This window comes from Arthrobacter sp. AL12, assembly GCF_029960645.1.
Classification (GTDB): Bacteria; Actinomycetota; Actinomycetes; order Actinomycetales; family Micrococcaceae; genus Arthrobacter.
In genome coordinates, this window is record NZ_JASBQY010000015.1 from 54586 (window position 1) to 68968 (window position 14383).

Consider the following 14383-nt stretch of genomic DNA (forward strand, 5'->3'; position numbering starts at 1 on the left):
GTCCTGCCGGGGAGCGGACCCGGGCGCCGCCGGTAGACCCGGCGCCGGACCGCCGCAAACCCCAGCCGGCCTAGGCTTCCGGTTCGGGGGCCGGCTGCCAGGACATGCTCGGACCAATCGCGTCGATGGCCTGGGAGAGCGGGATGCCGGACCCGTCCCGGCGGCCGTGTTCCCCGGGCAGGGATCGGGCCACCCCGGCCTGGGAGGACGCCTTCGCGGGGCCGTGGCCGGCCCACGCGAGCAGCAGGCTGTCCTCGCCCTTGAGGAACCGGTGCGCCCGGACCCCGGCGGTCGCGCGTCCCTTGGCGGGGTATTCGCTGAGGGCGGTGACCTTGGCGGCTCCGGGAGCGGTGCCCGGGAGAGCCCCTTCGGTGCCGGCGATGGTCACCACGACGGCGTCGGAGTCGGCCGGGCTGGCGGCGCCGAAGAACATCACCTGGTCCCCGGCCGCCAGTTTGATGCCGGCCATTCCGCCCGCAGTCCGGCCCTGCGGACGGACCGCGGAGGACGGGAAGCGCAGCAGCTGCGACTGCCGCGTCACAAAGACGAGGTCGACGTCGTCCGAACCCGCGGGGGCGACACCGACCACGGTGTCCTTGTCCTTGAGCGCGATGACTTCCCAGTCCTCGCGGTTCAGCGGGTAGTCGGGCTGGACCCGCTTGACCACGCCCTGGGCCGTGCCGACCGCCAGCACCTCATCCAGCGGCGCGAACGCCACCAGCGATTCGCCCTTGAGCAGGGTGATGAAGTCCTTGGCCGGCACACCGCCGGCCATGTTCGGGGTGCCCTGGGTCGGCGGCAGCACGGGCATGTCCATCACCTGGAGCCGGAGCATGCGCCCCTGCGAGGTGACAGCGGCAATCTCGCCCCGGGCTGACGTCTTCACCACGGAGGTGAACACATCGTGCCGGGTCCGCGGGCCGGACTCGGCGAGGCCGTCCTGGTTGGCGGTGCGCGCGATCTGGCCGGAGGCGGTCAGGATCGCCCAGCAGGGATCGTCAGCGATCTCCAGGGCCAGGGGATTGGCCTTGCCCTTCGCCCCGGGCGCGGCGGCCAGGGCGGCGGCGACGGTGGGGGAGACGGCCTCGGATTCGAGCAGCACGGTCCGGCGCGGCGTGCCGTATTTCTCGGCGATCTCGGCCAGCTCGGAAGACACCAGGGCGCGGAGCCGGTCGCTGGAGCCGAGGATGGCTTCGAGCTCGGCGATCTCCCTTCGGAGTTCCTCCTGCTCCTTCTCGAGTTCGATCCGCGAGTACTTGGTCAGCTGCCGGAGCCGGAGCTCCAGGATGTAGTTGGCCTGGATCTCGGAGAGGTCGTAGATGGACATCAGCCGGGTCCTGGCCGCGGCCGGCTCGTCCGAGGAACGGATGATCTGGATGACCTCGTCGATGTCCACGATCGCGATGAGCAGGCCCTCGACCAGGTGCAGACGGTCCTTCTTTTTGCCGAGGCGGAAGGCGGTGCGCCGGCGCACCACGGTGATGCGGTGCTCCACGTAGACGGTCAGCAGCTGCAGCAGCCCGAGGGTCTGCGGCTGCCCGTCGACGAGGGTGACGTTGTTGATGCCGAAGGAATCCTCCATCGGCGAGTAGCGGTACAGCTGCTGCAGCACGGCGTTGGGGTTGAAGCCGTTCTTCAGCTCGATTACCAGGCGCAGGCCGTGCTTGCGGTCCGTGAGGTCCACGATGTCGCTGATGCCGGCGAGCTTCTTGCCGTTGACCGCGTCCTTGATCTTCTCGATCACCTTTTCCGGCCCCACCATGTACGGCAGTTCCGTGACCACCAGCCCGGTGCGGCGGGCCGAGAGCTGTTCGACCTCCACCTTGGCCCGGGTCTTGAAGGAGCCTCGGCCGGTGGCGTAGGCGTCGCGGATGCCGTCCAGGCCCACGATCCGGCCGCCGGTGGGCAGGTCCGGGCCGGGGACGAACCGCATGATGTCCTCGAGCGTGGCGTCCGGGTGCTCGATCAGGTGCCGGGCCGCGGCGATCACTTCCACCAGGTTGTGCGGGGCCATGTTCGTGGCCATGCCGACGGCGATGCCGGTGGCGCCGTTGACCAGCAGATTCGGGAAAGCCGCCGGCAGGACGTCCGGCTGGGTCAGCTGGTTGTCGTAGTTGGGCACGAAGTCGACGACGTCCTCGTCGAGGTGGTCCGTCAGGGTCAGGGCCGCCGCCGCGAGCCGGGCCTCGGTGTACCGCGGGGCCGCCGGGCCGTCATCGAGCGAGCCGAAGTTGCCGTGCCCGTCGATGAGCGGCAGCCGCAGCGAGAAGTCCTGCGCCATGCGGACCATGGCGTCGTAGATCGCGGTGTCACCGTGCGGGTGCAGCTTGCCCATGACCTCGCCCACCACACGGGCGCTCTTGACGTGGCCGCGGTCCGGGCGGAGGCCCATCTCGCTCATCATGTACAGGATGCGCCGCTGCACCGGCTTCAGGCCGTCCCGCGCATCCGGAAGCGCCCGCGAGTAGATCACCGAATAGGCGTACTCGAGGAATGAACCTTCCATCTCGGAGGTGACGTCGATATCGACGATGTTCTCTACGAAATCGTTGCTGGCTTCCCCTGCCGGGGACGGGGTTTGGCGGCGTGCCATGAGGCTGGTGGGTCCTTCTGAGCGGTGCTGGACGTGTGCGGCGGAAGTTTATGACTAGGCTAAGCCTATGGTGGATCAGCCCGTGGACGGCGTATATCCGGAATATTGGGAAGCCGATGTTGTGCTGCGCGACGGCGGGACGGCCCATCTGCGCCCGATCCACCCGTCCGACGCGGACGCGGTGCAGGCCTTCCATGTGGGGCAGTCGCAGAAGTCCATCTACATGCGGTTCTTCGCGTTCAAGTCCAAGCTCTCCGCCAAGGAGCTCAAACGGTTCACCGAGGTGGACTACAAGGACCGCGTGGCCCTCGTGATCACCATCGGCGGGGAAATCATGGGCATCGGCCGCTACGACCGGCTCGATGACCCCGAGGAAGCCGAAGTAGCGTTCAACATCTCCGACGCGCACCAGGGCCGCGGCATCGGGTCCATCCTGCTCGAACACCTCGCCGCCGCCGCCCGCGAAAACGGGATCCGGAAATTCAGCGCCGAGGTGCTCCCGGAAAACCGCAAGATGCTCATGGTGTTCTCCGACGCCGGCTACGACGTCAAACGCCACTTCGACGACGGTGTGGTCAGCCTCGAATTCAACATCGACCCCACGGACAAGTCCCGCGCCGTGATGGAATCCCGGGAACACCGCGCCGAGGCCCGCAGCATCCAGGAACTGCTCGCCCCGTCCTCCGTCGCCGTCATCGGGGCCAGCCGCAAATGGGGCACCGTGGGCTACCAGCTGCTGGAGCACATCATCGAAGGCGGCTTCACCGGCCCCGTCTACGCGATCAACCCGGAGGCCTTCGAGCTCGCCGGCATGCTCTCCTTCGCCCGGCTCTCCGAGGTGCCCGGGCCGGTCAAACTCGCCATCATCGCCGTCCCGTACGCCGAGGTCCCCAAGGTCGTGGAAGAGTGCGGCGCCGCCGGGGTCAAGGGCATTGTCGTGGCCACCGCCGGGTACGCGGACGACGGCGAACGCGGCCTCGCCCGGCAGCGCGAACTCGTCCGGCAGGCCCGCGCCAACGGCATGCGCGTGATCGGCCCGGCCTCGCTCGGCATCATGAATACCAACCCCGACGTGTCCCTCAACGCCTCGATGGCGCCCTCGCTGGGCCTCCGCGGCGGCCTGGGCCTGTTCAGCCAGTCGGCAGCGATCGGCGTCTCGCTCTATGCGGCCTCCAGCCGGCGCCGCGTCGGGATCTCCACCTTCCTCTCGGCCGGCAACCGTGCCGACGTCTCCGGCAACGACATGATGCAGTACTGGGAGGACGACGCCGACACGACCGCCGTCGGGCTCTACCTCGAATCGATCGGCAACCCGCGCAAGTTCTCCCGCCTGGCCCGGCGCCTGGCCCGGACCAAACCGGTCATCGTGGCGAAATCCGACGCAATGGGGCTGCCCCCCGGACACGCCGTCCGCACCACGCAGGCCCCGCCGGAGGCCCTCGACGCGATGATGCGCCAGGCCGGCGTGATCCGGGTCGAGACCATCGAGCAGCTCATGGACGTCGCCCAGATCGTCTCCAGCCAGCCCCTGCCGAAGGGTCCGGCGATCGCCGTGTTCAGCAACTCCCGGGCCCTGGGCAAGGTCGTCGCCGACAGCGCGGCCGTGCAGGGGCTCGGTGTGGTGCGGATTGTCACCGACGTCGACCTGGACGCCGGGATGTCCGTGGCGCTGCCCGCTCTCCGGCACAGCCTGCAGGAAGTCCTCACCGCCGACACCGTCCACGCCGTGGTGGTCGCGCTGCTGCCGGCGCACGGGCTCACCGTGGAAAAGATCGCTGGCGTGCTCGCCGAATGTTCGGTCGCGGCCGGCAAACCCGTGGTGGCGGCGTTCAGCGGTCTGCTGGACCCGTCCATCTACGTCGAGGGGATGGTGGGCGCCGACGCCGGGGAGCCGGTTGTTCCCTGCTACTCCAACCCCGGCGCGGCCGTGGCCGCGCTCGGAGCCGTGGTCCGCTACGCCCAGTGGCTGGACCGGGACCAGGGCCTCTTTGTGGAACCCGAAGGCTGCGACCCGGAGGGCACCCACGACGAGCTGGAGCGCCTGCTGGATACTGTCGGCGGCGAACAGCTGGTCCGGCTGGACGCAGAAACGGCCGCGGGCCTGCTGGCGCGTTACGGTGTCCGGGTGGTCCCGTCGGTCGGCTTTGACACCGCCGATGAGGCCGTCGCCGCAGCGGACCGGCTGGGCTGGCCGGTGGCGCTGAAGACCACCGACCCCGCCCTGCGGCACCGGCTGGACCTCGGCGGCGTGCGCCTGGACATCCAGGATGCGGTGTCGCTGCGGCGGAATGTGCTGGAAATGCGTAAGTCGCTGGAGCGCTACGGCTCCCCGTCGTTGGAAGTGCAGACCATGGCCCCGGTCGGGCAGGCCTGCACCTTCCGCGCCATCGAGGACCCGCTGCTCGGCCCGGTGGTGTCCTTCGGCCTGGCCGGTGACGCCGTCAACCTGCTGGACGACTGGGCCCACCGGGTGCCGCCGCTGTCCGGCTCGGATCTGCACGACTTCATCCGGGCACCCCGCGCCTCGCGGAAGCTTTTCGGCTACCAGGGATTGCCGGCCGTGGACGCCCGGGCACTGGAGGACCTTGCCGCCCGGCTGACCAGGCTCAAGGACAACCATCCGGAGATCGCCCTCGTTGACTTCAACCCCGTGCTCGCCGGGCCGGAGGGGGCCTCAATCCTCGCGGCCGACGTCCGGATCGCGAACGCCGCCCAGCGCACCGACAGTGCCCGCCGGGCCATGCGCAGCTGACGCCCCGGGGGAGCGGCGGGAGAAGTTGCGGACCGGCTGCGGGGGCCGGGCTGAGGCCAAGCGCCGGGGACCGGCTGCGGCCCGGCTCCGGGGGCCGGCGGGGCGCGTCCCGGCGGCAATGGTTAGCATGTCCCCGGCCGATCTGTGAAAATGGAGACCATGAGCTTTCAGTCTCCGACACCCAAGCCCCAGGCGACCGTCTCCGGACGCCCGGGCGGCGCGAACCACCACGGCCTGCATGACCACAGCGCGCAGGGTCAAAGCCTGGAAGGCGCGCTCCAGCAGGCCGGCTTCTACCCCCTGCTGGTGGCCGACGTCGTCGCCGACGCCCTCGACGGGCGCGACTGCGTGGCCCACCTGGTGCACCTGGAGACACACTTCGACCGCGCAGAGGTCCGCCGCCACATCACCGTGCTGGTCCTGACCGAGGACATGCTGGTCATCACCCACGTGGACGACCAGCAGCTGGACGAGGCGGGGGAACAGACCGTCGCGCAGGTCTCCACGGAATCCGTGCCCGTGGCAGAGATCCGCTCCGTGGTGCTCAGCTACGTATACGCACAGCCCCAGGACTACAAGTCCTCGGACCCGGTCCGCGAACTGACCCTGTCCATCGCCTGGTCCGGCGGCCAGCGCCTCGACATGGGCCCGGCCAGCTGCGGCGACCCGCAGTGCGAGGCCGACCATGGCTACAGCGGCACCATCGCGCAGGAGGATATCGTGATCCGGATCAGCTCCGAAGCCGACGGCCTGCAGGCCGTCCAGGACGCCAAGCTGTTCGCCCGTGCCCTCCGTGCCGTCAACACCGGATCCACCGCGCCCGTGCCGCACACCGGCCCCGGGCTGCCGCCGCGCCCGCGGATGGGCGTTTTCGGAAGCCGCGCCAGCCGCGGTCACCAGCGCTGAGATGACCCCGGTCCGCATGCCCGAACCGCTGTCCACCGCCCGGACCCACCCGCAGAGCCTGCCCGCCGCCCCGGCCTTCGGCGAACGCTCCATCGCCGAGGTGCTCACGAGCGCCGCGGCGAGTGTGGGCGTTTCCGGCTTCGACAACCGCCTGAACCTGCCCGCGGCCAAACGCATCTGCGTCGTGCTGGCCGACGGGCTGGGCCGGAACCTGCTCAAGCAGAAGTCGGCGCACACGCCGTTCCTGCGCGCTGTGATGCAGTCCGGCCAGGGCCAGGTGCCGGTCTCCCTGGATTCGGCGTTCCCGTCCACCACGGCAGCGTCCCTGGCCAGCTTCGGCACCGGGCTCGCGGCCGGGCAACACGGCATGGTGGGCTACGACGTGCTGGACCCGGACCAGGACCGGGTGGTCAACATGCTGGGCGGCTGGGACGCCGGCGTTGATCCGGAGCGCTGGCAGCCATTCCCCACCGTCTTCCAGCGGGCCGCCGAGCACGTGGAAGTCACCACCGTCAGCCTCCCGCAATTCAGCGACTCGGCCATGACCCGGGCCGCGCTCCGGGGCGGCAGCTATGTCACGGCCACGACCTCGCATGCCCGGACCGCGGCTGCCGCCGAGACGATGGCGGGGTCCGGACGGTCGCTGATGTACTTCTACGTCAACGAACTGGACAAGGCCGGGCACCGCCACGGCTGCCAGTCTCCCCAGTGGGAACACCAGCTTGAGGAACTCGACGCGACGGTGAAACGGCTCAGCGCGACACTGCCGGCGGGCACCACGATCCTGCTCACGGCGGACCACGGCATGCTGGACGTGCCGGAATCCCAGCGGATCGACTACGCTGCCGATCCCGCCCTCGTGGCCGGAGTCCGCCATACCGCGGGCGAGCCGCGAATGGTCCACCTGTATCTGGAGGAGTCGGACGGCGATTCCGGCCGGGCCCGTGTGCTGGAGGCCTGGCGGGCGCGTTTCGGCGACCGGATCTGGGCTTTCACCCGGGAGGACGCCATCGCCGCGGGGCTTTTCGGTGCCGTCCGGGCCGAGGTTGGCCCGCGCATCGGCGACGTGATGATCGCGGCCAGGGATGCCCTGGCCTTCTACGACACCCGCCGGGTCCGGCCCACAGCTCTTGAGGTCGTGGGCCAGCACGGTTCGCTGACGAAAGCCGAACGCGAAGTCCCGCTGGTGTGTTTCCAGGCCGACGGAAAAAGGGCCCCCCGCGCCTGACTTCGCGTGAAGGGCCCCAAAAGCGCGTCGCCGCGCTTCCAATCCTGGTGGCTGCTAGTCCCCGCGGGCACCGAAGACGATGTCATCCCAGCTGGGAATGCTGGAACGCTTCGGCTTCGCGGGCTGGCGTTCGGGTTGCTCCGCGTCGCGTTCCTCCCGGGCAGCGGCGGGAGTCTCACGCTGCTGGCGCCGGGGGGTTCCGCCGCCGAGCAGTTCGTCCAGCCCCGGGCTGGAGGGTGAGCCCTGCCGGCCGGCGGGCCGCAGCTGCGAGGCCACGATGGTGATTTCGCGGGTGTCGGTGCTGACGCCGTCATGCAGTTTCAGGGCGTCAGCCGGTGCGTCCTGCTGGCGGGGGGCAAGGCTGAGCCGTGACATGATCGAAGGCCTGCCGTCGCGGCGGCGGTCCCAGGGGCCGGCGCCGGGCCGGGTCTCCGTGGCCGCTGCGTCCGGTTTCTCCGGCCCGCCCGTTGACTTCCCGGTCGAGGACCCCGCAGGTTCCGGCTCGGCGGGCTGCTCGGGCAGGATTTCGGAAGGCCTCGGGTGGGCGGCGGGAACACCGTTGGTCAGCAGCGTGGCGAGGGCGTCGTCAGCGTCCTCGTCCACACCGAGACGCTGCCCGCGGCGGGAGCGCAGCATGTCGAGCAGCCCGTCGGATTCCTGTTCCTGCTGCAGCTGGAGCTGCTGGACCACCTGGAGCTGGGCGGTCGCCGTGCGGGCGGCCGCGTCGGCGTCGGTTTCAAAATCAAAGGGCCGGTCCGAGACGGCGGTGAGCCGGCGCGCCGGGACAGGGCCATCGAGGGGCTCGAGCTCGCTGAGCTGCTGGGCCCAGCGGTTGGCGTTCTGCAGGGATTTGCGGGCCGGGCTGAAGGTCCACATGGCCGGCGGTTCCTCGCCGATACCGGCCGGGCCGCCGGGCTTCGCCTCGAAGCGGGCCACCACGTTCCAGCTCCCGTCCGGGCGCCGCCAGGAGTCCCACTCCACGGTGCCGGCATCAATGCCGTGCGCGCTGAGCCGGTGGTCCACCATCTCGCCGAGGGAGGCCGGCTGGTCACCGAACACGGAGCGGTACACGTCATGGCCGGGGGCGGGGGCGGCGACCTCCACCTTGCGGGCCTGCCGGGCGACATGCTCGCGCTCGGCGAGTACCGGGCCCTCGTAGCGCTGGACCTTCGCAAGCGGAATTCCGGAGAGCTCCGCCACCTCGGCCGCCGTCGAGCCGCTGCGTATCCGCGCCTGGATATCGCGCGGCGACATGGCAATGGGCGCGGCGACCCCACCGGAGGCGGCCTTGGCCGTCGTCCGGCTGGCTGCCACCCGAAGTGCTTCATCGATTGGCAGCTGGAACATCTCGCCGCCGGCGCCGCTCAACAGGAGATGCTCCCCGTCGTCGTGGACGCCTACAAGCCGTAGATCCTGCATACAAATCCTCCACCCTGGCATTAATAACAATCGAAACTCTGCCACCGATGCGCGCGAAATCCGGTGAGGACGGAGGGCGCGCCGTCAATTTTCCGCGAAGTTCCGCCACTTTTTGGCCCCTCGTCGGCCCGGACGCCCTCCGGGTCCCGGATGCGGCAGCCCGGGGGCCCTGCCCGGGACCGGAGGACTCTGGCTTTCACCGGGCGCTTAAGCAAAAATGACGCGACATCGGGCACAAAAACCGCGTGTCCGGCGTTTACATCGGAGAACCGCTCCGGGGGCCCAGGGCTACCGCCCTTGAGGATCCTCCGGGCCCGGCGAACCAACCGAACAACTGCGGAGTGTGAACAACAAATAATGGCGACAGACTACGATGCGCCGCGCAAGACCGAGGAGGACCTCAGCGAGGACTCCCTCGAGGCGTTGAAAGCGCGGCGCACGGAAAAGCCGTCCGCAGTGGTCGATGAAGACGAATCGGACCTTGCCGAAGGCTACGAACTCCCCGGCGCGGACTTGTCCGGGGAGGAACTGCTGGTCCGGGTCCTGCCCGCCCAGGCCGACGAATTCACCTGTGCCTCCTGCTTCCTCGTCCGGCACCGTTCGCAGATTGCCCGCGAAAGGGACGGCCTCAAGTACTGCAAGGACTGCGAGGGCTAGGAGTTCAGCGCGGCGATCAGTTTGTCGGGGTGCCGGGTGGACGTGAGCCAGTAGGGCGTGCGGTCCGAGGGGTCGGTGATTTCAATCCGGACCACCGGATCGATCCAGCCGCGGATGCACAGGAACGCGAGGCCGTTGAGGCGGGTTCCGCGTTCCGCCGTCGCCTCGGGGCCCCGGAACGCTGACGCGGCGCCGACGAAGCGGCGTTCGATCGTGGCGCGGCCAACGCGCAAGGTGGACCCGGTGACCGTGATGGCGGGGGTCGAGAGGACCAGCAGCACGGTGAGGATCACGAACAGGACGATGGCTGCGGTGAGCCCGGTGGTCATGCTGATGGGGGCGAACACCAGGATCCCGGCGCCCGAGAGTCCCGCGGCCATCAGCCAGATCCAGAAGTTTGGCCAGAGCTTCTCGCTGTACTTTACGGTGGCGTCGCTGGGGGTGCTGTTATGGGCAGGCACGGCTGCACTGGATTCGGGCATAAGCCCAGCTTTCCACTTTTCCCGGGCCATTTCACCTTGGCGGCAGAAGCGGGAGCAGGTCCGGGCCCGCCGGCGGCGGCTGGCCCTATTTTCGCGGCGGGCGTTAGAGTGAGGGACTGTGACTGAAGAAACGACTGCACTGGACGCCGCCGAAGCGGCAGAGCCGGAAGAACATCCAGAAGAACAGCCAGCGGCAGTGTCCGTGCCCGAGTATGGAAGCCCCACCCTGACGGTTCAGCTGAAGATGCTCGACGACGGCCTGGAGCCGCCGTCGTATGCCCACCCGGGCGACGCCGGAGCGGACCTCCGCGCCCGTGAGGACGTGGTGCTGGAACCGGGGGAGCGCCGGCTGGTGCCCACCGGTGTGGCCATTGCCCTCCCTGACGGCTTCGTGGCCCTGATCCACCCGCGGTCCGGGCTTGCGACCAAGCACGGACTGACCGTCGTGAACGCCCCGGGCACCGTCGACGCCGGCTACCGCGGAGAAATTGCGGTGACGCTGCTGAATACCGACCGCGAGCACGCGATTGAACTCAAGCGCGGCGATAGAATTGCACAAATGGTTATTCAGCGCGTGGAGTACGCCAGGTTCCTGCCGGTCCAGGACCTCAGCGGCTCGGTTCGCGGCGGCGGAGGCTTCGGATCCACCGGCGGCTTCGGCGCGCCGGTCTGACCGGAAGCCAGCCAGACCGCAGTATTGCAGTGACTTAAGAGCAGGACCCATTGGCAGAACGTACCAGCCGGCCGCTGTTTCTGCCTGAGTGCAGAACCAGGCAGCATCAGAGAGCACGCGCCGCGCGGTCGCGGGGCGACGCGGCGGCACGGAATCACAACTAAGGAGACAACCCCATGGTTTTTGGGCGTGGCAGGAAAGCCAAGCAGGAACAGCTGACAGACTCCGGGGAAACCCAGGAGGCCGTCATTGATGCTTCCGCCGACGACTCCGCCGGGACGTCCGCTGCCGTCCCGGGTGCCACGGGTCCTTTCGACGTGTCTGAGATCGAGGACCAGGACGGCTACGTCGACCTTGGGGCGCTCCTGATTGCTCCCGCCGAGGGCCTGCAGCTCCGGCTCGAGGTCGAGGAAGCCACCCAGCGGGTCGTCGCCGTCACGATGGATCTGGACGGCTCCAGCCTCCAGCTCCAGGCCTTCGCTGCGCCCCGCTCCGAGGGGCTGTGGGAGGAAATCCGGGAGCAGATCGGCCAGTCGGTGGGCAGCCAGGGCGGCCAGGTCGAGGAGGTCCAGGGTGGGTTCGGCACCGAGTTGCTCGCCAAGCTACCCGCCAGCGGCGCTGACGGAAGCCACGGCTACCGCGTGGCCCGCTTCGTCGGCGTCGACGGTCCGCGCTGGTTCCTCCGCGGCGTCTTCGGCGGAGAAGCCGCGGTGGACCGCGACGCCGCCGCCGGCCTCGAGGGGCTGTTCCGGCAGATCGTCGTGGTGCGCGGTGAAAACCCCATGCCGCCGCGCGACCTGCTGCAGCTCCGCCTGCCCAAGGAAAATGCCGTGCCCGCACCGCAGTCCGCGCCGGACCTCGGGCAGCCGGAACGTGGACCGGAGACTACCCAGATTGGCTGATGCCCCCCGCCAGGACCCGGCCTCCTCCATCTCCGTGAGGGGGTTGCCGGACCGTGGCCGCGTGCTGTGCCACGGCTACATCGAGTCGGTCACCTATGCGCCGGCCAGCCACGTAGCCGCCTTCACCGCTGTCGTCGTCGACCACGATGCGCCCAAAACGCGCGGAGCCAAAGCCGTCACCGCAGGAACCGTCACCGCAGGAACCGTCACCGCACCCGCCCAGCCCGCGGCCCGGCCCGCCGCCGAAACCCCGGCCACCCAGCCCGCCGCCGGGCCGCGGCGCCAGCGGCCCGCCGTCCCAAAGGACCGGCTCCGGGTTGTCTGGCTCGGGCGGCGCCGGATCCCCGGGATCGACGCCGGCACCGAACTCCGGCTGCAGGGCATGGTCACCGTGCGCGACGGCCTGCCGACCATGTTCAATCCCCGCTACGAAATAGTCTCCCGCCAGGAGGAACAGTGACCGTGCCCGAGAAGCCCGAGCCCGCCGCCCAGCCCGGGCCGGTCCAGGAGCCCTCCGCTGCCCCGCCCACCGTGGCGCAGCTCGCCGAGGGCTACGCGGCCAAGGCCGGCCTGCACCGTTCCGGCGACGGCAACATCGACGTGCTCAAGAGCGCCGGCGGGGCCCAGGGCATTGCCGAAAGCATCCTCCCTGGCCTGGTCTTCCTGGTCGCCTTCACGATCACGCGTGAGCTGCCGCTGGCGCTGATCGCGGCGCTGTCCGTGGCCGCGGTTTTCACCGTTGTCCGGCTGGTCCAGCGCAAACCGCTGACGCAGGCACTGGCGGGGATTGTCGGCGTCGGGATCTCCGCGTGGCTGGCCAACACCACCGGCAAAGCCGAGGACTTCTACGTCCCGGGGTTCTTCACCAACTCCGCCTACATCGTGGCGATGACCATCTCCATTGCCGTGCGCTGGCCCTTTGCCGGGCTGATCTTCGGGTTCATCCGGAACGAGGGCCTGGACTGGCGCAAGGACCCGGCCCGGGTCAAGGCGTACCAGATCGGCACCTGGGTGATCATCGCGGTGCTGGCCGCGCGGCTGCTGGTCCAGGTTCCGCTGTACTTCATGGGCGAGCCCGGCTTCGCGGCCCTCGCCACCACGCGGCTGCTGATGGGTGCGCCGCTGTACATTCTGGGCATCTGGGTCGCCTGGCTGCTGACCCGGCCCGCCCCAGCCCCGGAAACAACCACCCCGGCGGCCTAGCGCCCGGTTGCGCTATCACTTTTGGTGCTTCTGAGGAGCTCAGAAGCACCAAAAGTGATAGCGCAACCGGGCTAACCGTCGAAGCCGTCGTCCTCCGGCAGCGGGTTCTCGCCGCCGTGCCGGCCCGCGGTGGTGACGGGGTGCTGCCCGGCGGCGTCCTCGTCCTCATCCTGCGACTCCGGCGAGAGCAGGGCACGCAGCTCATCCTCGGCCGCGATCGTGGTCACGAAGAACAGCTCGTCGCCGCCGTCGATCACATCATCCCGGCTCGGCGTGATCGGTGCCTGGTCCCGCAGGATCGCCACCAGGGTCGAATCCTCGGGCCACTCGATGTCGCCCACCGTCAGGCCAACCACATGCGAATCGTGGGGGACCGTGAACTCCACCAGCGAGGACACGCCGGTCTGCAGGGTCAGCAGGCGGACGAGGTCGCCGATCTCCACCGCCTCCTCGACCAGGGCGGTCATCAGTTGCGGGGTGTTGACCGCGACGTCGACGCCCCAGGAGTCGTCGAACATCCAGTCGTTCTTGGGGTTGTTGACCCGGCCCACCGTGCGCCCGACCCCGAATTCGGTCTTCGCCAGCAGCGAGACCACGAGGTTGACCTTGTCGTCACCGGTCGCGGAGACCACGACGTCGGCGCCCTCCAGTTTCGCGTCCTGGAGCGTGCTCAGTTCGCAGGCATCACCGACCAGCCAGTGCGCGCCGCGCAGCCCGCTGCGCCCGATCACCTCCGGCTTCAGGTCGATCAGCAGGATCTCGTGTTTGTGGGCCAGCAGTTCGCGCGCGATCGAGGAACCGACGCTTCCCGCCCCGACAATGACGACTTTCACTTAGGACTCCTTGGCGGGGGACTTGGCAAGTATGTGGGCGACTTCGGTGCTGCGGTCCACACCCAGCATGGCGTGCACGGTGTCGCCGTCCTGGTACAGCGTGCCGGCTACGGGCAGCATGCCCTCGCCGAAGCGGGTCAGGTAGGCGACCCGGACCCCGGCGGCCTTCTCGATCGCGGTGACGGGCTGGCCGATCCAGTCCGCGTTCAAATCCACCTCGGCGAGCACGAGCCGGCCGGAGGGGTCCCGGAAGTCGCCGGCGAGGTGCTGTTCGGGCAGGATCCGGCGGAGCACCTGGTCCGCGCTCCAGCGCACGGCTGCGACCGTCGGGATGCCCAGGCGCTGGTAGATCTCGGCGCGGCCCGGGTCGTAGATCCTGGCGACCACGTGCGGGACATGGAAGGTTTCGCGGGCCACCCGGGTGGCCAGGATGTTGGAGTTGTCGCCGCTGGAGACGGCAGCGAAGGCATAGGCGTCCGCGACGCCGGCCTGCTTGAGGGTCTCCCGGTCAAAGCCGATGCCGGTGACCTTGCGGCCGGTGAAGCCCGTGCGGAGCCGCCGGAAGGCGCGGTCGTCCTGGTCGATGATGGCCACGGAATGGCCCGCGTCCTCGAGCGTGTGCGCAAGGGTTGCCCCCACGCGGCCACAACCCATAATCACGAAGTGCGCCAACCGTGCCTCCTGTTGTTCCTGTACTGCTGCTGGGTAAAACTCTACCGGCCACCGCGGCCCGGG

13 protein-coding genes are annotated in these 14383 nt (G+C 69.5%); 8 read left to right on the forward strand and 5 right to left on the reverse strand.

Annotation, left to right across the window (positions count from 1 at the left end):
- Positions 1-70 precede the first annotated feature (70 nt).
- Positions 71-2593, reverse strand: coding sequence for a DNA topoisomerase IV subunit A (locus QK291_RS14940; RefSeq protein WP_282383308.1), 2523 nt, complete (start codon positions 2591-2593; stop codon positions 71-73).
- Between the two features lie 67 nt (positions 2594-2660).
- Between QK291_RS14940 and QK291_RS14945 the strand changes: the two genes are divergently transcribed.
- The 3 genes from QK291_RS14945 to QK291_RS14955 all read left to right on the forward strand — a co-directional run bounded on the left by QK291_RS14945 (position 2661) and on the right by QK291_RS14955 (position 7479).
- Complete coding sequence (locus tag QK291_RS14945) at positions 2661-5345, forward strand: GNAT family N-acetyltransferase (protein WP_282383310.1); 2685 nt, start codon at positions 2661-2663, stop codon at positions 5343-5345.
- A 159-nt stretch (positions 5346-5504) separates the two neighbouring features.
- A complete protein-coding gene (locus tag QK291_RS14950) occupies positions 5505-6251 on the forward strand; it encodes a DUF5998 family protein (RefSeq protein WP_282383312.1) in 747 nt (248 codons plus the stop codon).
- A gap of 16 nt (positions 6252-6267) precedes the next feature.
- Entirely contained in the window at positions 6268-7479 is a 1212-nt protein-coding gene (locus QK291_RS14955) for a nucleotide pyrophosphatase/phosphodiesterase family protein (RefSeq protein ID WP_282383315.1), read from the forward strand.
- 54 nt (positions 7480-7533) lie between these two features.
- On the opposite strand, the gene sepH is transcribed toward QK291_RS14955, so the two are convergent.
- The gene (gene sepH / locus QK291_RS14960; RefSeq protein WP_282383316.1) at positions 7534-8898 is read right to left on the reverse strand and encodes a septation protein SepH; all 1365 of its coding nucleotides are present in this window, start codon (positions 8896-8898) and stop codon (positions 7534-7536) included.
- A 357-nt stretch (positions 8899-9255) separates the two neighbouring features.
- Between sepH and QK291_RS14965 the strand changes: the two genes are divergently transcribed.
- Positions 9256-9555 carry a DUF4193 domain-containing protein gene (locus QK291_RS14965; RefSeq protein WP_282383318.1) on the forward strand — a complete coding sequence of 100 codons (300 nt, stop codon included), beginning with the start codon at positions 9256-9258 and terminating at the stop codon, positions 9553-9555.
- Here QK291_RS14965 and QK291_RS14970 read toward each other — a convergent pair.
- Complete coding sequence (locus tag QK291_RS14970; RefSeq protein ID WP_282383320.1) at positions 9552-10037, reverse strand: DUF3093 domain-containing protein; 486 nt, start codon at positions 10035-10037, stop codon at positions 9552-9554. The genes QK291_RS14965 and QK291_RS14970 overlap by 4 nt on opposite strands.
- Positions 10038-10233: 196 nt before the next feature.
- Between QK291_RS14970 and dut the strand changes: the two genes are divergently transcribed.
- From dut to QK291_RS14990, 4 genes are all read left to right on the forward strand, one after another.
- The gene (dut, locus tag QK291_RS14975; protein ID WP_282383377.1) at positions 10234-10710 is read left to right on the forward strand and encodes a dUTP diphosphatase; all 477 of its coding nucleotides are present in this window, start codon (positions 10234-10236) and stop codon (positions 10708-10710) included.
- 176 nt (positions 10711-10886) lie between these two features.
- Positions 10887-11612 (forward strand): DUF3710 domain-containing protein, encoded by a 726-nt coding sequence (locus QK291_RS14980; RefSeq protein ID WP_282383322.1) that lies wholly within the window; start codon positions 10887-10889, stop codon positions 11610-11612.
- Positions 11605-12072 carry a hypothetical protein gene (locus QK291_RS14985; protein WP_282383323.1) on the forward strand — a complete coding sequence of 156 codons (468 nt, stop codon included), beginning with the start codon at positions 11605-11607 and terminating at the stop codon, positions 12070-12072. Before QK291_RS14980 ends, QK291_RS14985 begins: the two co-directional genes overlap by 8 nt.
- Entirely contained in the window at positions 12069-12815 is a 747-nt protein-coding gene (locus QK291_RS14990; RefSeq protein ID WP_282383325.1) for a DUF3159 domain-containing protein, read from the forward strand. Before QK291_RS14985 ends, QK291_RS14990 begins: the two co-directional genes overlap by 4 nt.
- Before the next feature lie 71 nt (positions 12816-12886).
- Here QK291_RS14990 and QK291_RS14995 read toward each other — a convergent pair whose 3' ends face one another.
- Together QK291_RS14995 and QK291_RS15000 are read right to left on the reverse strand one after the other, a co-directional pair.
- Positions 12887-13648, reverse strand: coding sequence for a TrkA family potassium uptake protein (locus QK291_RS14995; protein ID WP_282383328.1), 762 nt, complete (start codon positions 13646-13648; stop codon positions 12887-12889).
- Positions 13649-14320: a TrkA family potassium uptake protein gene (locus tag QK291_RS15000; protein ID WP_282383329.1), complete on the reverse strand. Its 672-nt coding sequence runs from the start codon at positions 14318-14320 to the stop codon at positions 13649-13651. It lies immediately after the preceding gene.
- Between the last annotated feature and the right edge of the window lie 63 nt (positions 14321-14383).

Bases quoted from the DNA above. Each gene is read 5' to 3' on its own strand.
- QK291_RS14940 (WP_282383308.1), bottom strand. From the start codon at position 2,593: ATGGCACGCCGCCAAACCCCGTCCCCGGCAGGGGAAGCCAGCAACGAT.
- QK291_RS14945 (WP_282383310.1), top strand. From the start codon at position 2,661: ATGGTGGATCAGCCCGTGGACGGCGTATATCCGGAATATTGGGAAGCC.
- QK291_RS14950 (WP_282383312.1), top strand. From the start codon at position 5,505: ATGAGCTTTCAGTCTCCGACACCCAAGCCCCAGGCGACCGTCTCCGGA.
- QK291_RS14955 (WP_282383315.1), top strand. From the start codon at position 6,268: ATGCCCGAACCGCTGTCCACCGCCCGGACCCACCCGCAGAGCCTGCCC.
- sepH (WP_282383316.1), bottom strand. From the start codon at position 8,898: ATGCAGGATCTACGGCTTGTAGGCGTCCACGACGACGGGGAGCATCTC.
- QK291_RS14965 (WP_282383318.1), top strand. From the start codon at position 9,256: ATGGCGACAGACTACGATGCGCCGCGCAAGACCGAGGAGGACCTCAGC.
- QK291_RS14970 (WP_282383320.1), bottom strand. From the start codon at position 10,037: ATGCCCGAATCCAGTGCAGCCGTGCCTGCCCATAACAGCACCCCCAGC.
- QK291_RS14980 (WP_282383322.1), top strand. From the start codon at position 10,887: ATGGTTTTTGGGCGTGGCAGGAAAGCCAAGCAGGAACAGCTGACAGAC.